Annotated in this window: 17 protein-coding genes and 1 pseudogene; 4 read left to right on the forward strand and 14 right to left on the reverse strand. The window is 68.9% G+C overall.

What is annotated here, in order from left to right:
- Window positions 1–95: 95 nt before the first annotated feature.
- From scpB to trpS, 3 genes are read right to left on the reverse strand one after another with little or no spacing between them, the layout of a single operon-like run.
- A complete protein-coding gene (gene scpB, locus VF794_RS16760) occupies window positions 96–1,070 on the reverse strand; it encodes an SMC-Scp complex subunit ScpB (RefSeq protein WP_331111586.1) in 975 nt (324 codons plus the stop codon).
- Window positions 1,057–1,923: a segregation and condensation protein A gene (locus VF794_RS16765; RefSeq protein WP_331111587.1), complete on the reverse strand. Its 867-nt coding sequence runs from the start codon at window positions 1,921–1,923 to the stop codon at window positions 1,057–1,059. The genes scpB and VF794_RS16765 overlap by 14 nt, the downstream gene beginning before the upstream one ends.
- Window positions 1,924–1,942: 19 nt before the next feature.
- A complete protein-coding gene (gene trpS, locus VF794_RS16770; protein WP_331111588.1) occupies window positions 1,943–2,956 on the reverse strand; it encodes a tryptophan--tRNA ligase in 1,014 nt (337 codons plus the stop codon).
- A 212-nt stretch (window positions 2,957–3,168) separates the two neighbouring features.
- On the opposite strand from trpS, the gene VF794_RS16775 reads away from it, so the two are divergent.
- Complete coding sequence (locus tag VF794_RS16775) at window positions 3,169–4,338, forward strand: DUF4388 domain-containing protein (protein WP_331111590.1); 1,170 nt, start codon at window positions 3,169–3,171, stop codon at window positions 4,336–4,338.
- 94 nt (window positions 4,339–4,432) lie between these two features.
- Here the strand turns inward: VF794_RS16775 and VF794_RS16780 are convergent, their stop codons facing one another.
- Window positions 4,433–5,128 carry a pilus assembly protein N-terminal domain-containing protein gene (locus VF794_RS16780; RefSeq protein ID WP_331111592.1) on the reverse strand — a complete coding sequence of 232 codons (696 nt, stop codon included), beginning with the start codon at window positions 5,126–5,128 and terminating at the stop codon, window positions 4,433–4,435.
- 53 nt (window positions 5,129–5,181) lie between these two features.
- Here VF794_RS16780 and VF794_RS16785 point away from each other — a divergent pair, with 53 nt between their 5' ends.
- Window positions 5,182–6,420, forward strand: a complete 1,239-nt coding sequence (locus VF794_RS16785; protein WP_331111594.1) for a hypothetical protein — start codon at window positions 5,182–5,184, stop codon at window positions 6,418–6,420.
- 12 nt (window positions 6,421–6,432) lie between these two features.
- Here the strand turns inward: VF794_RS16785 and VF794_RS16790 are convergent, their stop codons facing one another.
- The 7 genes from VF794_RS16790 to VF794_RS16820 all read right to left on the reverse strand — a co-directional run bounded on the left by VF794_RS16790 (window position 6,433) and on the right by VF794_RS16820 (window position 12,516).
- The gene (locus VF794_RS16790) at window positions 6,433–7,407 is read right to left on the reverse strand and encodes a hypothetical protein (protein ID WP_331111596.1); all 975 of its coding nucleotides are present in this window, start codon (window positions 7,405–7,407) and stop codon (window positions 6,433–6,435) included.
- 123 nt (window positions 7,408–7,530) lie between these two features.
- Window positions 7,531–8,484: a site-specific tyrosine recombinase XerD gene (xerD, locus tag VF794_RS16795; RefSeq protein WP_331111597.1), complete on the reverse strand. Its 954-nt coding sequence runs from the start codon at window positions 8,482–8,484 to the stop codon at window positions 7,531–7,533.
- A 49-nt stretch (window positions 8,485–8,533) separates the two neighbouring features.
- Complete coding sequence (locus tag VF794_RS16800) at window positions 8,534–9,145, reverse strand: L-threonylcarbamoyladenylate synthase (RefSeq protein WP_331111599.1); 612 nt, start codon at window positions 9,143–9,145, stop codon at window positions 8,534–8,536.
- 11 nt (window positions 9,146–9,156) lie between these two features.
- On the reverse strand, window positions 9,157–10,455 hold the full coding sequence (locus VF794_RS16805) for a cation:proton antiporter (RefSeq protein WP_331111601.1): 1,299 nt from the start codon (window positions 10,453–10,455) through the stop codon (window positions 9,157–9,159).
- Window positions 10,452–11,657: a sodium:proton exchanger gene (locus VF794_RS16810; protein ID WP_331111603.1), complete on the reverse strand. Its 1,206-nt coding sequence runs from the start codon at window positions 11,655–11,657 to the stop codon at window positions 10,452–10,454. The genes VF794_RS16805 and VF794_RS16810 overlap by 4 nt, the downstream gene beginning before the upstream one ends.
- Window positions 11,658–11,689: 32 nt before the next feature.
- Window positions 11,690–12,028 carry a hypothetical protein gene (locus VF794_RS16815; RefSeq protein ID WP_331111605.1) on the reverse strand — a complete coding sequence of 113 codons (339 nt, stop codon included), beginning with the start codon at window positions 12,026–12,028 and terminating at the stop codon, window positions 11,690–11,692.
- Between the two features lie 38 nt (window positions 12,029–12,066).
- Window positions 12,067–12,516: a general stress protein gene (locus VF794_RS16820; RefSeq protein WP_331111607.1), complete on the reverse strand. Its 450-nt coding sequence runs from the start codon at window positions 12,514–12,516 to the stop codon at window positions 12,067–12,069.
- A gap of 293 nt (window positions 12,517–12,809) precedes the next feature.
- Here VF794_RS16820 and VF794_RS16825 point away from each other — a divergent pair, with 293 nt between their 5' ends.
- The gene (locus VF794_RS16825; RefSeq protein WP_414640918.1) at window positions 12,810–13,607 is read left to right on the forward strand and encodes a TVP38/TMEM64 family protein; all 798 of its coding nucleotides are present in this window, start codon (window positions 12,810–12,812) and stop codon (window positions 13,605–13,607) included.
- Window position 13,608: 1 nt separating this feature from the next.
- On the opposite strand, the gene glnD is transcribed toward VF794_RS16825, so the two are convergent.
- Entirely contained in the window at window positions 13,609–16,305 is a 2,697-nt protein-coding gene (gene glnD / locus VF794_RS16830) for a [protein-PII] uridylyltransferase (RefSeq protein WP_331111609.1), read from the reverse strand.
- A 56-nt stretch (window positions 16,306–16,361) separates the two neighbouring features.
- On the opposite strand from glnD, the gene VF794_RS16835 reads away from it, so the two are divergent.
- A complete protein-coding gene (locus VF794_RS16835; protein ID WP_331111610.1) occupies window positions 16,362–16,748 on the forward strand; it encodes a hypothetical protein in 387 nt (128 codons plus the stop codon).
- Here VF794_RS16835 and VF794_RS16840 read toward each other — a convergent pair.
- Both VF794_RS16840 and VF794_RS16845 read right to left on the reverse strand, forming a co-directional pair.
- Complete coding sequence (locus VF794_RS16840) at window positions 16,720–17,544, reverse strand: DUF2381 family protein (RefSeq protein WP_331111611.1); 825 nt, start codon at window positions 17,542–17,544, stop codon at window positions 16,720–16,722. The two genes, VF794_RS16835 and VF794_RS16840, sit on opposite strands and share 29 nt — an antisense overlap.
- A 125-nt stretch (window positions 17,545–17,669) precedes the next feature.
- Window positions 17,670–18,426: pseudogene (locus VF794_RS16845) on the reverse strand (hypothetical protein); the annotation flags it as partial.

Below are 18,426 nucleotides of genomic sequence, written 5' to 3' on the forward strand. Positions count from 1 at the left end.
CTCCGCATGCCTGCGCGAGGACACGCCCGCCCGGGCCAGGTACTTCTGCAAACGTTCAGCCATATCCGCCTACCTTCCACTTCTTCGCTTGCCCGTCAAACGGGCTCGGACCCCTTATCACCCTCTTCGGCGGGCGGGGGGGTCGGGTTCAGGATGCTGGTGCTGGCCTTCTGCGTCTTGTCCGCGGCGGACATGGCCTCCTCCAGCTCCTCAAGGGCGGCTTCCGAGGCCGCCATGCTCTTGTCCATCCGCTTCTGGAACTCCGGATCCGACAGCGCCTCCACGGTGCCACTGGCGGGCGGGGCCGACGGCCGTTCCTTCTCCACGATCTCCTGGTGCTCCTGCGTCAGTTCGTGGAATTCACGCAGCGTGGGCAGGGCGGAGAGGTCCTTCAGGGCGAAGAACTCGAGGAACTCGCGGCTCGTCCCGTACAGCATGGGGCGACCCACCTCCTCCTTCTTGCCCAGGATCTTGATCAGCTTGCGATCCAATAGCGCCTTGATGACGGCGCCGCAGTCCACGCCGCGGATGTCCTCGACCTCCGGGCGGGTGACGGGCTGGCGGTAGGCGATGATGGCGAGCGTCTCCACGGCGGCGCGGGTGAGCCGCTGGGGCTTCACGCGCAGGTAGCGCCGCACGTACTCGCCCGAGTGCGGATCCGTGCGGAACTGCCACCCGCCGGACACCTCGTACAGGACGATCCCGCTGATGCCGTCGCGGTGCACGCCGGAGATCTGGTTGAGCGCCTCCTGGATCTTCTCGCGGTCGATGCCGGTGGCCTCGTAGAGCTGATCCAGATCCAACGGCTTGTCGGCGACGAAGAGCACGCTCTCCAGGATGGTGCGGATGCGTTCCGGGGAGAGGTTGCGGCTCTTCTGGAGGAGCTTCTCGAAGGACGTCTGGAGATCCGGGACCTCGTCGGCCTCGATGGTGGCGACGTCGGAGTCCTCGAGCTCGTCCTCGTCCACGGGGCCGGTGACGGCGGCGATCTCCTCCTCGGTGAAGGGGCTGGGAGCGCCGCGCGACGGCTTGGCTCCCGTATCGTCAGGGCCGTTGTTACCGGTACTCACTCTCGTCCACCTCCGTGGGGATGAGCCGCTCCAGGGCATCCCCGTTCGGTGTCAGGAGGATGTCCCCCAGGGGCTCCTCCTGGTGCACCTTGATGAGCCGCCGCTTCACCATTTCCAGGATGGCGAGGAAGGTGATGACCAGCTCCTGCCGTGTACGGTGCTCATCGAAGAGGCTCTCGAAGGTACACGGACTCTGGGTCTTCAGGCGTTCGGCCAGGCGACGGATCGCCTCGGTGAGGCTCACCTTCTCGCGGACCACCTCGTGTTGCAGCTTGGGCGCCAGGCGTTCGAGGACCCGGTCGAGCGCTTCCACCAGCTTGAGGACGGAGAACTCCTGGAGACCCACCTCCTCCTCGGGGATGGGCACGGCCTCCACGGGCACCCGGCGCGGGAAGACGTCGCGGTCCAGGATGTCCTGCCTGGCGAGCTGCTCGGCGGCGTCCTTGTACTTCTGGTACTCGAGCAGCCGGCGCACCAGCTCGGCGCGAGGATCGCCCGCGTCCTCCTGCTGGAGCTCGGCCACGGCGTCGGCCGCCTGCTCCGCGGCGTCCTGGCGGGGCAGCAGCATGCGGCTCTTGAGGTGCGCCAGGGTGGCGGCCATCACCAGGAACTCACCGGCGATGTCGAGGTTGATCTCCCGCATGTGCTCGAGGTGCTCGAGGTACTTCTCGGTGACGAGCGCGAGCGGGATGTCGAAGATGTCGAGCCGGTGCTCCTTGATGAGGTGGAGCAGCAGGTCGAGCGGACCCTCGAAATTGGGCAAGGCGACGCGAAAGGCGTCACCCGGGCTGAGGGGGACGTCCGTCTTGAGACCTTCCTCGGTAGGAGGGGCGCTGCGCCGACCTGCGGTCACCTAGACGTCCTTCACGGGCTCAGGGAACGCCCACGGCGCGGCGCACCCGCTGCATCAGGCGGGAGGCCTCGGCACGGGCCCGCTCGGCGCCGTCCTGGAGGATGCGCTCGAGTTCGGCCGGATCGTTCACCAGCTCCTCGCGGCGCTTGCGGGCGGGACCGAAGGTCTCGTGGAAGGCCTCCAGGAGCTGCTTCTTGTAGTCCCCGTAGCCCTTGCCACCCGCGCGCCACGAGGCGTCCACGTCCTTGAAGCGGGACTCGGGCAGCATGACCTTGAGCAGATCGTACAGGGGGGCGTTCTCGGTGGGCTTGGGGGCCTCCACGGGGGTGGAGTCCGTCTTGACGCCCATGATGCGCTTCTTGATCTCCTTCTCGTCCCCGAAGAGGTCGATGGTGTTGCCGTAGGACTTGGACATCTTCTGTCCGTCCACGCCCGGCACCACCGCGGTGCTCTCCTGGATGCGCGCGGCCGGCAGCTTGAGGATGCCGGGGGCGTGCCCCTTCTCCTTGCCGTCCGGATCCTGCGGGTCATACCCGGGCACGTACGTCATGTTGAACTTCACGGCCCAGTCGCGGGCGAACTCGATGTGCTGGATCTGATCCCTGCCCACCGGCACGGAGTCCGCGCTGTAGAGCAGGATGTCGGCGGCCATCAGCACCGGGTAGGCGAAGAGGCCGAAGTCGGGGCTGATGCCCTTGGCCACCTTGTCCTTGTAGCTGTGGGCGCGCTCCAGGTGGGCGTGCGGCACCACGGTGCCGAGGATCCAGTTGAGCTCCAGCACCTCCTTCACATCGCTCTGACGGAAAAGGACGGCCTTCTTGGGATCCAACCCGAGCGACAGGTAGGCGACGGCGGCCTCGCGGGTGAGCTCCTCGGCGAGCTTGGGCTCGCGCACGGTGGTGAGCGCGTGCAGGTTGGCGATGAAGTAGTACGCCTCACCCTCGTCCTGCAGTTGCACGAACTGCCGGAGGGCACCGTAGTAGTTGCCGATGTGCAACCGGCCCGAGGACTGGACTCCCGAGAGGATCCGCATGACTTCCACGCCTATACACGAAGGGGGTGACAGCCCTGGTTCGCACACCCAGGGCCGCCCTGCAACTTTCCTGCGAGCCCATACGGTCATTCGTGCCCGCCCGCCCGCTCCCCGGTCAGCCCGACTAGTGGGAACTTCTCGGGACGCGGGTAAAAGACGTGTGAAATCAATGGGTTGTAGTACGGGTCGGCCTCCGCTACCCTGCCCTCACGATGGAGCGGTTCAAAGGCAATCTGGCGAGCTACCGACTGCGGCTGTTGATGCCGGCGTTCTTCGAGGCACCGGCGGTGGATGGGACGCTGCGGGTGGAGCGGGGGTCGGTGCGCAGGCACTTCTTCTTCCAGCGCGGGATGCTGGTGGGTGAGAGCTCGAGCGAGCCGACGGAGCACCTGGGACAGGTGCTGGCACGGCTGCGGCTGCTGGACGCGACAAGGGCGGCGGCGGCCTTCGACGCGGCGGAAGCGGCGGGGGTGCCCTTCGGGACGTTCGTGGTGGAGCAGGGGCTGGTGGCGAAGGTGCGGCTGGTGGAAGCCCTGGAGCACAAGGCGCGCGAGGCCCTCTTCGACTGCTACGGGTGGGAGTCCGGCGAGCTGGAGTTCCGCCCGGGGCTGCCGCCGCTGGGGCGGGCGGTGGAGCTTCAGCTGAACCTGAAGGGTCTGCACCGGGACGCGCTGGCACGGATGCTCGAGTGGAGGGTGTTCTGGGAGCTGTTCCCGGGGCCGGGCACCACCTTTGGCGTGTACCGGGAGTTCGCGGTGGAGACGGTGTCGGCGGCGGAGGAGCTGTTTCTCCAGCTGGCCGAGAAGGGAGCGACGCTGAGCGAGCTGCTGGCGGCGGCGCCGGAGGGCCCGCTGCACGGGGCGCGTTGGGTGCTGCGCCTGTACCGGCGGGGAGCGCTGACGCCGCGCAAGCCTCGGGGCCCGAAGGTCGGCGAGGCGACGGAGCTGGCGGATCTACTGGAGCTGGCGCGGGGCCTGGTGGAGACGGGCCGGTACGAGGAGGCGGTGGCGGTGGCGGCACAGGTGCTGGAGCGGGCACCAGTGCCGGAGGCGCACGCGGTGTACCGGGAGGCGGAGGTGCGGCTGGCGGTGGCGGTGGCGGAGTCGGTGCTGGCGCTGGACGGGCGGCTGTACTTCGAGCCGCTGCCGCGCCCTACCCCACCGTCGCTGACGGCGGATGACCTGTACCTGTACGCGAAGCTACGGGGCAACCGGAGCGTGCGCGAGGTGCTGCGGAACACGGCGATGGGTGAGCTGGCGGCATACCGCTCGTTGCGCAGGCTGATGGAAGCGGGCCTCGCCAAGGTGATGCCGGAGAACACCCCGGTGCCGATGCGGCGGGCGAAGACGATGCCGTACGGAATCCCGACCGTCACCCTCTGAGCCTCACCCAGGCGCAAGCATCCCTCTCCCTCCGGGAGAGGAGCAGGGTGAGGGTATCGGGGCCGGGTAGGGTCGTTGCACGTCCCTCCCGCCTTCAATCCTCCAAGGCTCCACTCGCCGCGAGCGGCAGTTCCAGCCCCGCCTCGAACCAGTGGACGGAGGAGGCGATGGCGGCACGGGCGTTCGCCTCCTCGCGCTCACTGGCGAAGTGGCCGCTGAGCCCCACCTGATTCCCCACGACGATGGCCCGTGCGCCAAGAAAGCCCGCCCGCCACAGCTCGTGGTTGACGCGCAGCAGCCCCTCGCGCACGGCGCGCTCGGACAGCCGCACGTCGACGACGAACTGGGGGTACACCCAGGCGAGGTGCTTCACGGCACGCGCCTCCTCGATGCTGTGGGCGATGCCGCGAAGCATCGGCTGGTCGCCCTGTCCGCCGAGCTGGAGAAGGTGCCCCTTGGGCAGCAGCCGGCAGGCCTCGCAGATGACGAGCTCGCAGAGCTCGAATCGGTCCACGTGGTACTGGATGCGGCGGATCGGGCCCTGAGGGCCGAAGAGGAGGAGTTCGGTGCGTCCCCGCCGCAACCCGATCACCAGGAGATGTTGTCGCCCGATGAGTCGCAGCTCCAACATCCCTTCGTCACGAACCGAGTAGCCGCGGACCTCTGGAGGCAGGGTCAGGACGCGCTGGCTGCCGAGGGAGAGTTTCCGCTGCTCGGCCTCCGCCGCGCTCACTGGCAAGCTCGTGCCCAGCAGCATGCCCACCACCAGGATCCAATGCGCGACGCTCATCCGGACGCTCCTCTGGGAGAGGGGTGTTAGAAGGGTCCCCAGTGGAGCATTTCATGAACAAGTCCGACCACCCTATCGCCTACCTCACGGACGTGGAGGGCATCTGGGAGAAGCTGGCCTGCTTCTGCCGGGACAACCCGCACGTTTCCTTCGAGGACGGGGAGCGGCTGGTGGTGCGGCCGGGCGCCACCTTCGTCTATGGGGGAGATGCCATTGATCGAGGCCCCGACGGGCGCCGGGTCGTGCGGACGCTTCTCGATGCCTGGCGTCGGCAGCCTTCCCAGGTGGTGCTGCTGGCGGGCAACCGTGACATCAACAAGCTGCGCCTGGTGCGCGAGCTGAACGGACACCCCCTGGCGCGGACTCCCCCGGAGGTGCAGCGGGGCCCACGGCCCGTGCTGTTGCGGTGGATTCTCGAGAACACCATGGGCGCGCGCGGAGCCTTCGAGTTCCGCCGGGCCGAGCTGGCCCGCACCGACGCGTCGGCGAGCGAGGAGGACGTGGTGGCCAGCTTCCTCGAGGACCTCGGTCCCGGGGGAATGCTGCGCGACTACCTCACCGCCTGCCAGCTGGCACACCGCATCGGCAACACGCTCTTCGTCCATGGCGGGTTGCACGAGGACAGTCTTGGGCTGGTGCCCTCCCGGGGCCACGTGGAGGGCGTGGACGCCTGGATGGAGGCCCTCAACGGCTGGTACCGCGAGCAGCTCGCGGCCTTCGCCGAAGGGCGACTCGACCCGGGAGGCCTTCCCGCCTGGGAGCCGGTCATCGCCTACCAGGCCCCCGCCCCAGGCAAGCGGATCAACACCGCCAGCGTGGTGTACGGGCGCATGGCCAACGAGCTCAACCACCCGACCCTCCCTTCCCGGGCCCTCATCGAGACCCTCGCCCGCTCGGGCATCCACAGGCTGGTGGTGGGCCACACCCCGAGCGGGGACTGTCCCTCGCTGCTTCGCGAGGAGGCGTTCGAACTCATCCTCGCGGACAACTCCTACGGTAGGGTCGAGGGAGCCTCGCGTCTCTTCCTCCGCGACGACAGCGTGTACGTGGAAGGACAGGTGAGACTGGATGACGGACGGCTGGAGCAGGTCCACTTCCAGCTCGCGCTCGGAGACAGCTCCGTCCCCATTGGCCGGCGGCTGCTCGACACCGGGCAGCTGGTGAAGGGGCCGCTCGTGAGCGGGGACTGGCTCTTGTTCCGTGCGTTGCCGCAGTTCCGCGTGGAGCAACTCTCGGTGGCCCCGGGCGCGCTCACGGGCCGGAGTCTGGGCCCCGCGAGAACCGGGAACTGAGACACCCCGGCGTCAGACCGCGGGGGCGGCGTCTGGCTGGCGCCGCAGCAGCGTGGCGGCGGCCGTGGTGAGGCTCGCCAGGGCCACCAGCGCCAGGGTCGTGAGCCCCACCGCGTCCCAGTGGACGATGGGCACGCCCCGGAGGGCCTGGACGGCGAGCACCAGCGTCACCCCGACGTAGGCGACGCCCGTGGCACGGACGGCGGCCAGGCGCTGCGTCTCGGAGAGGTGCCGCCGACGCGCGAGCACCGCCGCGAGGATGGGGAGCAGTTGCATGGCGTGCAGCCCGAGAAAGTGCGCCGGCCGCATATCACCGGCCACGGTGCTCCAGCCGACCAGGGGCAGGCCCGGGCCACCGTCCGGCGCGCCGAACGTGTGCGAGCCCGACTCGAGCACCTGTTGCCCGGCCTTCATGGCCTCGAGCTGCGCCGGCTTCGGGGTCGTCATGAAGTACCCGAGGCCCATGCCGATCACGGCCGCGATGAAGCCGATGCGCAGCGCCGCCGCGAGCGGGCGATCCGCCAGTTGCGAGCGCAGCAGGGCGATGGCGAGCACGATCATCGTCACCCACAGCACCGTGATGGCGATGCCCATGATGCTGAAGATGGCGGCGTCGAAGGGCGTGACCACGTTGAAGTGACTGCGGACCCCGCGCGCCGCCTGGAGCGTGATGGCGACCATCTCGATGGTGCCGGCCGCGGCGAGAACGTGGCCCGAGAGCCGGACGAGACGCCGCCGCTCGGAGAGGAAGGAGAAGAAGTACAGCAGGGTGGCGTTGTACGCGGCCAGCGACAGGTAGAACTTCGTCGGCTTGAGCCAGACCGGCTCGCCCACCAGGTGCCGTGGATCCAGCAGGAGCCCGAGCGTGGTGAGCAAGGCGCCCAGGATCATGACCCCGGTGGCGACGGCGAGAGTTGGAGAGAGGGACCAGGCGCGGTTCCAGAGGGAGCGCGCGGACGGCGCGGAGGCGAAGCTGGGGACGGACATCAGCGGACTCCTTCGGGAGCGAGAGGGGCGTCTCTATGTGACCAATGTAAACATGCCATGTATCCAGTGTCAACATGCACGGACTGGGGTGCGCCTTGGAGACGCAGGGGAACGGCGAGGAGGCTACGTGCCCCCTGCCCTCTTCCTCGTCACGCGACCGCCCATGACCCCCCCCCGGCCGCGCACGTCGTCTCCGCGAGGATGGGCGGTGTCGTACACGGCACGCAGCCGCGCGCCGTTCACGTGGGTGTAGATCTGTGTGGTGGCCAGGTCCGCGTGGCCGAGCATCGCCTGCACCGCGCGCAGGTCCGCGCCACGCTCCACCAGGTGCGTGGCGAACGAGTGCCGCAGCTTGTGCGGCGACAGCGGCTTGCGGATGCCAGCCTTGAGCGCGTAGCGCTTGAGCAGCTTCCAGAAGCCCTGCCTCGTGAAGCCGTCCCCGCGCGGGGTGACGAAGAGGGCCTGCGACTCGTGCTTGCCCAGCAGCAGCAGCCGGGGCCCCGCGAGGTACGCCTGCACCTTCTCCGCCGCGATGCTGCCCACCGGGACGATGCGCTCCTTGGCGCCCTTGCCCTTGGCCACCAGATAGCCGGCGCCAAGCTGGATGTCGTTGATGCCCAGGCCCACCAACTCGCTCACGCGCAGGCCGGTGGCGTACAGCACCTCCAGCATGGCCTTGTCGCGGATGCCGACGGGGTTGCTCTCGTCCGGGGCGGCGAGCAACTGCTCCACCTCCTCCAACGTCAGGAAGATGGGCAGCTTGCGCGCCGCGCGCGGCGTATCGATGTCCTCGGTGGGATCCTTCTCCACGTACTTCTCGGCCACGAGGAAGCGGTGGAAGCCACGCACCGCCGCCAGGTGCCTCGCCTGGCTGCGCCGGGACAGCTTGCGCCCGTTCAGCGTCGTCAGGTGACCGGAGATGTGGTCCGGCGTGACGCGCGTCACATCGGTGAGGCCCCTGGCCTTCAGGTCGGAGAAGTACACCGCGAGATCCGCGGCGTAGGCATCCACCGTCTTGCCGGACAACCCGCGCTCGGCACGGATGAAGGCGATGAACGCGTCGAGGTACCCTTCCATGGGTTCACAGGGTAGCCCGGGAGGTCTCACGGGCAAACTTTGGGAGTCCTCAGTCCAGCTGGCCCTTGCCTTGCCGCAGCACCTCGATCTGGTCGTCGATCAACGACACCACCGTCGAGGGCTCCATCAACTTCACTCCGCCATCGAGGATGAGCTCCAGCCCATGCCCCAGGGCGTCCTTGATGTCCCTGGCGTCGATGAGGGGCTCGCCCTCCTCGTTCGAGGCCGAGGTGGTGACGATGGGCCGCCCCAGCGCCGCCGCCAGCGCCCGCGCCAGCCCCGAGTCCGGCACGCGGATGCCCACCTGCTTCTGCTTCGTCATCATCACCTCGGGCACCAACCGCGTGGCCTCGAGGATGAACGTGAAGGCCCCGGGCGTCAGGCTCTTCATCGTCCGGTACGCGAAGTTGCTCACGTGCGCGTACTTCGCCACGTCCGACAGGTCCGGACACAGGAAGGACAGGGGCTTCTTCCTGTCCCGTCCCTTCAGTTTGTACAACTTCTCGATCCCCTTCTTCGAGCCCAGGTCGCACCCCAGGCCGTAGTAGGTGTCCGTCGGGTAGGCGATCACCCCTCCATTGGCGAGCAGCTCCACCACGCGCTGCACGTGCCTCGGCTGCGGATGCTCCGCGTTCACCTCGATGATGGATGCTGACGCCATGGTGTGACTCCTCAGGCAGTCCCCGGCGCCTCGTCGGAGCGGGTCTCCCCGCTTCGCTGGAGGGCTCTCCGGGTGAGGACGGGGCCGATCAGCTCGTGGGCGGTGATCATCGCCACGATGAGCACCTCCACCTGCGGCCCGAAGTCCGGGAAGGTTCGAGAGATGAGCGCGGCCAGCCCGAAGGTGACGCCCGCTTGTGAAATGAGCCCCATCCACAGGTAGCGGCCCAGGCGCGGATCCTCCGGGGGGGCGAAGCGCCGGCACGAGCCGTAGATGGCCACCGCGCGCAGCGCCACGAGCAACAGGGCCGCCGGGCCCACGATCAGCAACGCGTCCAGCTTGAGCCCCGCGCCGGCCGCGGCGAAGAAGAGCGCGAAGATGGGCAGGCCCGCCTGCTGGATGGCGTGATGGATGCGCTGGCCCTCGCGCTCGTCCAGGTTGGCGATCAGCGCCCCGGCCGCCAGCGACACCAGCAGCGGCGACAGGTGCAGCTGCGCGCCCGCCTCGGCCGAGACGAAGCACAACCCCACCAGGAAGAGTGGCAGCTCGCGCTTCACCCGCCCCATGTACAGCAACATCACCAGGGCCAGCATACCGCCCACCAGCACCGAGCCGAACAGCTCCCACACCACCCCGCCCAGCAGCCCACCCACGTCCAGCCCGCCGCCAAAGCTCGCCCGCGTCAGGCCCGCGGCGATCGCGAAGGCCACCATCACCACCAGGTCCCCGATGATGACCAGGGCCATGAGGAACTCGGTGAAGGTGCCGCGCGCCCTCGTCTCCTGCACGATGGCGATCGTCACCGTGGGTGAGAAGGACACCACCACGGTGGACACGAGCGCGCTGACGGCCAGGGCCTGCGGCACCGTCATGGATGCGAGGAAGGGCAGCCACGGCTTGAGCGCGAAGAGTGCCCCGAAGCCGACCAGGAACGTCACCCCGCACACCGCGACGCACAGGACCGTCACCTTGGCGCCCACCCGCCGGATGAGCCCCAGCTGGAGCTCCGTGCCCGCCACCAGCGCGATGAGGCTCACCGCGAGCCCCTTGAGCAGCTCCAGCCCCTTCACGCCCGCGCCGGGGATGAAGCCCAGGGCGTAGGGCCCCACCACCACGCCGATCAGCAGGTAGCCGGTGAGTCGCGGCAGCCCGAACCCCTTGGCCACCTTGCCCGCGAAGAGCCCGCACAGCAGCAGCCCTCCCGCGGCGAGCGCCACCGAGGTCCCGGTGTCCACGCGCCAGACCTGGGCCCGGGTGATGGCCGCCAGCACCGCCAGCAGCAGCAGCAACCGCAGGAGCGCTTCCTTCATGCCGTGCCTCCCGGGGTCCGCGTCGGCGGCGCCGCGAGCACGTGGCGGAAGGCGCGGCTGGCGAGCAGCTCGTTGAAGACGGAGCCCGCCACCACCACGTCGAAGACCCGCTGGGACAACGTCCCCGGTACCAGCATGAGGTACTCGGCCACCATGCATAGCGCGAGCCCACCCTGGGCGATGAGGGCGTAGCCAAGCCGCGGTGGCAGCGCCAGCGTGTTCCCGGCGATGCGCTGCGCGAGCGCGCCCCCCATCACCTTGCCCAGGAAGCGCAGGCCCACGTACCCCGGCAGCAGCGCCCAGGCCATCACGTCCCGCGCCTGGACGTGGGCGCCCACCAGGAAGACGAGCAACAGGTACACGGGTCTCTCGAAGCGGCCCAGCTCCCGCGCCGCCTGCTCCACGGCCCGGCCTCCCACGAGCGCCAGGGTGGCCCCACAGGCCACACCCGCCAGCAGCGCCGAGACGCGCAGGTACGCCGCCGCCCCGGACACCAGGGCGATGCCGCCGAGCAGCACCGCCATCAGCTCGCCATGATCTTTCAGCCCGTGCATGAGGAAGGCGAGCAGCGCCCCGCACGCCCCCCCCAGCAGCAACGCGAGTCCCACCAGCCCCAGCCCATGGAGGAGGTCGCCCGTCACGCCGAAGGCGAGCGCCAGCGCGAGCACGCTCAAGCCCACCACGTCGTCCAGCACGGTGAGCAGCGCCACGGACAGCCCGCGCCCGCGCTCCATGCGTCCACTGCGATAGCCCAGCACCGCGAAATGGCCGGAGGAGAGGCTGGCCGCCGCGCCCAGCAGTGCCGCCGCCCCCACCGCCGCCCCAGGAGGCAGCCCCATGGCGAAGAGCAGCGGACCGGCCAGGGGCAGGGCTACCCACACGAAGGTCGTCCCAGCATGCGCCAGCGCGGCCGCGTACACCGCGCTCGGCAGCAACCGCATCAGGCGAGGCTCCAGGTTGAGGCCCACGATGACGCCCGCCACCCCGAGCCCCAAGGCGAGCACCGGGCGCAAGGCCGTCAGGTCGCTCCAGGTGAGTCCTCCCAACGAGCCCGGCCCCAACACCGCGCCCAGGGCGAGGAAGAGCAGGCCGCTGGCGGCGAGCTGGGCCACGGCCGGGAAACGGCCAGGGTCCAGCGCGGCTCGGCTGGAAGCGAGCAGCGAGAGGGCCGCGATGGAGAGGAAGACGAGCAGCGCCTGCACGCGGAGGTGCTTACACCGCCCGGCGCGCCGCGTCACTCCCGACGATGGGGGGGGGCACCAATCACCGGCAGGGCCACCAGGCGGCCCATGGGGGGATCGTCCGCGTCCATTTCCAACTGGATGCGCTGGACGAGCCGCTCCACTTCTTCCGGCGAGGAGGCGGGCAGGAGGCTCACCAGGATGAGCCGGTCTTCATCCGCCCCGAGCGCGAGGCTGCGCAGGCCGGCGAAGACGGGGACTTCGGCTGACAGGGTGGCCGCGGCGCTACGGGCCCGCACGACCAGCGGCTCCGGGAGGCCAAACTCCCGGAGCCGCCGAATGGCCCGTTCAGGTTGGTCCGCGTGGTCGAGGAACGCGAGGAAGAGGTACACGTGGCCGTGTCTACCCGGTCCGCGGCCCTTCCGTCACGCTACTCGCTGCGGCCTGGGCCCTCTTCGGTGGGCGGAGGAGCTGCAGATGCCGACTCGCCCTGGGCCTGCTGCGGTTGCTCCTGCTGCTTCTCCATGGCGGCGCGTGCCGCGCGCTTGCCCTCCTCGATGAGCTTCTTCACCTTCTGGCCACCCTTGCGGCCAATCTCCTCGTAGAAGTTCGGTCCCCGCGTCGCCTTCACCCGGTCCCCGCCCTTCTTGCCGATCTCCTCGTAGAACTTCGCGCCGCGCTCGGCCTTGACGGTCTCTCCGCCCTTGCGGCCGATTTCCTCGTAGAAGGACCGACCCCGCTCGGCCTTCACCGTGGCGCCACCTTTGCGGCCGATCGTCTCGTAGAACTCGCGGCCTCGCTCGTTGCGGACAGTCTCTCCGCCCTTACGACCCGCCTCGGCCACCGTCATGCTGCCCTTGTTGTCCTTGTCCTGCTGCATGGTGTCTCCTCCTGCTTTCTCCCCCTTCCCCACGAGGGGTGCCCCTTGCCTGAAAACTTGGGACGGAAGCGCCCCGATGCAAGCAAGCTCCGTACACCGCCAGCCGTTCACGCTGAACAGAGCACATCCAAAACCCCAGGGAATACGCGGGCTTAGAGGGCATATGCTGTCCGTGCGGGCATGACTACGGCCTGCCCGCCCGGACGCTTCAGTGTCAAGAACACCCCACTCCGCATTGCCGATTCCCGTTGGCTGTCCCACCTTTCGGCCCAATCCAGGCACGGAGGGTCGGCGTGAACGGTCGCGGTGGTGGTGGCGGTGTGAAGGTCTGGCTGCGCGTCCTCGCGCCCATGCTGGCCTCCATCGCGGGCCTCACGACGTTGCGGTTGCTGGGGCCGGACTTCATCAACCAACAGGATCTGCACGCCCTCCTCGCCCCCCTGGGCAAGTGGGCGCCGCTGACCTTCATCTTCTTCCTGGCGATCCGGCCGGTGACGCTGCTGCCGGGACAGCTCTTCACGGCGGTGGGTGGAATGATCTTCGGCACCGTACCGGCGACGCTCTATTCACTGGCGGGCAGTCTGCTGGCCTCGGCGCTCATTTTCGGACTGTCCCGGTGGCTGGGGACGCGGCTGATGAAGCGCATGGCGGGCAGCCGCTACCCGGCGATCACCCGGGTGGCGCGCCGGCACGGCTTCAAGTTCGCGCTGCTCACGTGCATCAACCCGCTGCTGCCCACGGACGTGATGATCGCCGCGGCCACGGCGGCCGGGGCGCGCTTCTGGCCCCTGGCGCTGGGGGTGGTGCTGGGCACCATTCCGGGCACGTTCCTCACCGCGCAGTTCGGCAGCGGGCTGGCACAGGGCCAGACGGTGATGACGGTGGTGTCGGGCGTGGGGATGGTGGTGTCGCTGGTGCTGGGGGCGGTGCTCGGCCGCCGCATCTTCCAGGAGATCAACGAGGAGGCGCCGGCCGAGGAGCAGGAGCCGGAGTTCAAGGCTCCACCGCGCGGCCCACCCCTCTCGGCGAAGGGACGGCTCACTCAGCCGACGCTGTCGACCTTCCAGAAACTCCCGCCGCCCGGAGCGTGATTCAGCTCCGCGGCTGCGCGCCCTCGCGCTCCAGGGACTCCAGGGCGGCGGTGATGGCCGCGACCAGGGCCTCCTCGTCCCCGGAGCCCACCACCTTCACGCCCCCTCGGGTGATGTAGAACGAGTCCATGGCCCGGTGGGCCTCGGTGGCCACCTTGGCGACGGCAATGCTCGCGCCGGCGCGGGTGAGCGCGGAGGAGATGGCGTGCAGCAGGCCCACGCGGTCCTGCGCCACCACGTCCACCACGGTGAAGTCGCGGGAGGCGCGGTTGTCCACCGTCACCCGGGGGGCGACGGGAGGCAGGGGCCGCTGGAGGAGCGAGCCCGAGCGCCGCCTGCGCAGCACATCCTCGAGGGAGGCCTCTCCCCGGAGGACGCGGAGGAGATCCGTCCGGGCCGTGCGCCAGCGGGAGCGCTCGAGCAGGAGGCCATGCGGAGGCCGCACGTCGAACACGTCCAGCGCGAGCCCGTCCGAGGTGGAGACGATGCGCGCGGAGAGGATGTCGATGCGGTGGGCGGACAGCACGCCGGTGAGAAGCGAGAGCAGGCCCGGCCGGTCACCGCTCGCGAGGGAAAGCTCGCTGTAGCCAGCCTCGGGGTGGTGGCGGAGGGCGGCGGCCAGGGGATGGGCCCGGGCGCGCGCGAGGAGGCGCCCATGGAGCGTGGCGCGCGAGGGATCCGTGCCGAGGAAGTAGCGCTCGGGGAGCACCTCGCCCAGCTCACGTGCCCGCGCCTCTCCGAAGGTCCGGGCCCAGCGCGAGTGGAAGCGCTCGCGCACGTGCTCGGAGGGACGCCCGCCCGAGGAGGCCGCCGAGCCGATCAGGTGGGCCCGCGCCTTGTCATACAGCTCGCGCAGGAGCTGGGCCTTCCAGCCCGTCCACATCTTCGGCCCCACCGAGCTGATGTCCGCCCAGGTGAGGAGGTAGAGGCTGGTGAGCTTGTCCACGTCGCCCATCTGGCGGGCGAAGTCGGCGATGAGGGCCGGGTCGCTCAAGTCGCGGCGCTGGGCGGTGTGGCTCATGGCCAGGTGATCCTTCACGAGGAACTCGGCCACCTCTCGCTGACGGGGCGACAGGCCCAGGCGCTCGCCGAGGGCCACCATCAACAGCCGGCCCTTCTCCGAGTGGTTGCCCCCCATCCCCTTTCCCGCGTCGTGCAGGAGCATGCCGAGGTAGAGCGGGAGCGGGTCCTTCAAGTCCCGCATCTCGCGGGAGAGCTCGGGCTCCTGCTGCACCAGATCGCCCGCGCGCAGGCAGTAGAGGCGGCGCACGGCGAAGAGGGTGTGAACGTCGACGGTGTACACGTGGTACAGGTCGTGCTGGTGGTGGGCGGTGACGCGGCCGAACTCGGGCACGACGGCGCCGAGCACCCCGGAGTCGTGCAGCTCGAAGAGGAGCTCGCCGTGGGTGCCGGGCCGGGCGAAGAGGGCCTTGAAGGCGGCGGAGACGGCGGGGGTGTCGCGGGCGGCCTCCAGCGCGGGCAGGGCCTGCACCACCTGCTCGCGAGCCCAGGAGTAGAGCGGCAGGCCGTGCTCCTCGGCGATGCGGAAGAAGTCGAGGATGGAGGAGGGCTCCCGGGTGAAGAGGGCCGGGTCGGCCACGGTGAGCTTGCCGCGGAACACCTTGAAGGGTCCGAGCCGGCGCTCGGGGAGGAAGGACACCTTGCGGGAGGTGCTGAGTTCCTCGCAGCGGGCGATGAGCGCGTCGGCGGCCTGGCGGAGGGCGCTGGCGGCCAGGTAGTAGTCGCGCATGAAGGCCTCGACGGGGAGCACGGGGCCCTGCTGGTAGCCGAAGAAGCGCGCCACCTCCTCCTGGAGGTCGAAGGTGAGCCGGTCCTCCTTGCGGCCACGGAGGAAGTGGAGCTGGTGGCGGATGCGCAGGAGGAAGTCCCGAGCGGCCTTGAGGCGCGCCACCTGTGAGCCGGGGAGGATGGACTGCTGGAGGAGGCCGGTGAGGCCCCGGGTGCGGAAGCGCACGCCGGCGATCCACAGGGAGGTCTCCAGGTCGCGCAGGCCGCCGTCCCCTTGCTTGAGGTTGGGCTCGAGGAGGAAGACGGAGTCGCCAAAGCGCTCGCGGCGGGAGCGTAGCTCGCGGACCTTGTCCTGGATGTAGGCGTCGGAGCGGTGGGTGTGGAGCACGGGGAGGACGTCCTCGGCGAACGCGTCGAAGACGGTGGCCTCACCGGTAAGGAAGCGCGAGTCGAGCAGCGCGGTGCGGATGGTGTGGTCGGCATCGGCGGCGCGGAGACACTCGTCGGGGGTTCGGGCGCTCCAGCCGACGGCGCGCTTCAAGTCCCACAGGAGCGTGGGGAATGCACGGGCCAGGGGCGTGGCGGCCTCCTCGGAGACACCGGGGCCACGCAGGAGGAGCAGATCCAGATCCGACTGAGGAGACAGCTCGCGGCGTCCGTAGGAGCCGAGCGCGACGAGGGCGAGCCCGGAGGGGGCGTGAAGCTCGGCGGAGAGCTCGCAGAAGAGGCCGTGGACGAGCCTGTCGGTGGCGGCGGAGAGGAGGCGGCAGGTGGACAGACCGGAAGCGCCGCCGCGGTGGAAGGCCTCGACACGGGCGTGGGTCTCGCGGAGGTAGTCACGGGCGCGGGCGAGACGATCCTCGGGGCCTCCACGAGGGAACTCGGGAAGCGAACCGAGGGCCTCGCGGTGGGTGTGCGCTGGTGGCTGGGGGATGGGCGGGATGCTCATGACGGTTTGTGACCTATCATGGCTGGCGAGCCCATCATCAAGACGGTCGTGTCCCCTTGACCCACATGCGTCCACCCATGGATTGGAGAGGCCACCACGTCAGCACTCTCGACATCCTGCTGTTCATGCGGGATGAACTCCGCAGCGGCACGATGCCCGAAATGTTCATCGGAGCCTTGGACATCTATCGCCTCAGCGCCTTTGTCCAAGGTAGCGAACTCACGCTGTACTACAACCGCGTTCCCAACGAATCCTATCAGGAGTTCCTTGCCTGGCTTCGCGACGTGAAGCAGGAGTTTCCGCAAGGGGGCGGCTGGGCCAGGAAATGCCTTGAGGATTGTGGCGGAGACCACTTGCGCGCCATCCAGAAGTTCCTCGATCTTGTCGCCGAGTTCATGTCACAGCACAAGGAGCCTACGGAAACGCCACCTGGCGGAGGTTGACGGCGCGCGGTCCCGCCTCCCAGAGGCTCAGCGTGGCGTCGCCTTGAGGCGAGTCCCCTGGCCCCTCGGCTTCCACCACCACCAGGCCGGTCTTTCCAGGAGCAATGGTCTCGGCCTGCCAGACCAGTCCCTCCAGCGGCTTGTCGTTGACGGCCAGGGACCCACCCACCACCGTCCATGGCTCCGTGCCTGAATTGCTCACCCACACCGCCACGGCTACGTTCTTTTCGGACCGATAGCAGCTGATTCTTCTGACGGAGAGCTCTCTTTTTTGAAGCTCTTCATAGCCCATGACCGATCGTACCAAGACACCCTGGTCTTTCAGGAGCCCGCTGGTGATGAGGGTGCGGAGTCCAACGGGCTGATTGACCTGGGCTCGCATCCGCTCGACTTCCCCACGCAGCCGCTGATTCTCCTCACTCAAGTGCTGAGTCCTCGCGCGCTCCTGCGCCACCTCTTGCTGGAAGGACTCCCGGGTACGCCGGTCTCGATACACCTCCACCTGATGGGTGGCCCGTCCGGAATGAGCCACCAGCGTGAAGGTGATGTCTTCCCGGGAGGCGGCGCCTCCATCCACGAAGCGCGCCGTGAGCCGGAGTCGCTCCCCCTCCACCATGTCTCTCGGGGGAACGAAGCTGATACCGATTCTGCCACGTGACACTTCCACGAAGCGCACCTCGTCCTGCAACTCCACGTGAACGGGTGCGTCGAACAGCAAGCCCGTCAGGAGTCCAGGACTGACGCAGAGCTCCCGCTCCGCCGGGGTGGGCGGCAGTGACAACTCGATGCGCCGCATGTCCTCGCAACCGGCAATCGTTGGCGGCTCCACGACGGGGGAAACTTGAAGGACCGCCAGGACCAGGAGGAATGAAGGCGAAAATGGGAGCATGGTGAAACAAAGCCTCTGGCGCGGACCCGCGCTCAGCGCACCAGCCGCGCTCCAATCGAGGCGGAGATGAAGACCTTCTTGGACGTACTTTCCTTCAACATGGGAGTGCCTGGCCCGTTCTGCGTCAGTTCAATGCAGATCGGCACGATCTCCCCACCAGGCAGGTGAGCCCGGGTGAAGAGACCATACACCTGGTCCTTGGCGAAGAAGAGACGCCCGGAGAAGAGGGTTTTCTCTGGGAGTGTCCCCCAAGGCAGGCCCAGCTCCACGTTGTGGATCTCACCCTCCCGTACTTCGACAGGAGAGACGGATAACGTAGGGGGGATCAGCAGGAAGTTCGTCCCCTCCAGGTGGAAACGCTCGTAGGTCCCCTGGGTTCCGGGTGGGCAGTCCTTGAGCGTCGGACGTGGCGGTGGAGCACTCACGCAGGCGGAGCCAGCCATCATGCATGCAGCGGTCACCGAGCGTGCTTTCTTGGAGCGGGTCATCAAGGGATCCTCCTGTTTGTGTTTCGTCGCGCTGGCGACGGGCGGTTCAACGTCAACGTCTTTCGTTGGTACGAAGGGAGCTATTTCCTGGCTGGAACCGGCCTGGTGGGTTGGGGGAAGAAGTGGCAACGGCTCACGTCGCGGTGCGGGAGGCAGGAAGAGCAGGCCCGCCCCCCAGGCCGCGGGGAGCGCGACCGCGGCAATCCAGAACCATCGTCCAGGGGTCCCGCGAGAACGTGGCACCGGGACACGAGCCCTCACCTGCTGCTGGCCGCCAGGCAGGAGCGGACCGTTCCAGGCG

The sequence above is a fragment of the Archangium sp. genome, assembly GCF_036389735.1.
Lineage (GTDB): Bacteria > Myxococcota > Myxococcia > Myxococcales > Myxococcaceae > Archangium.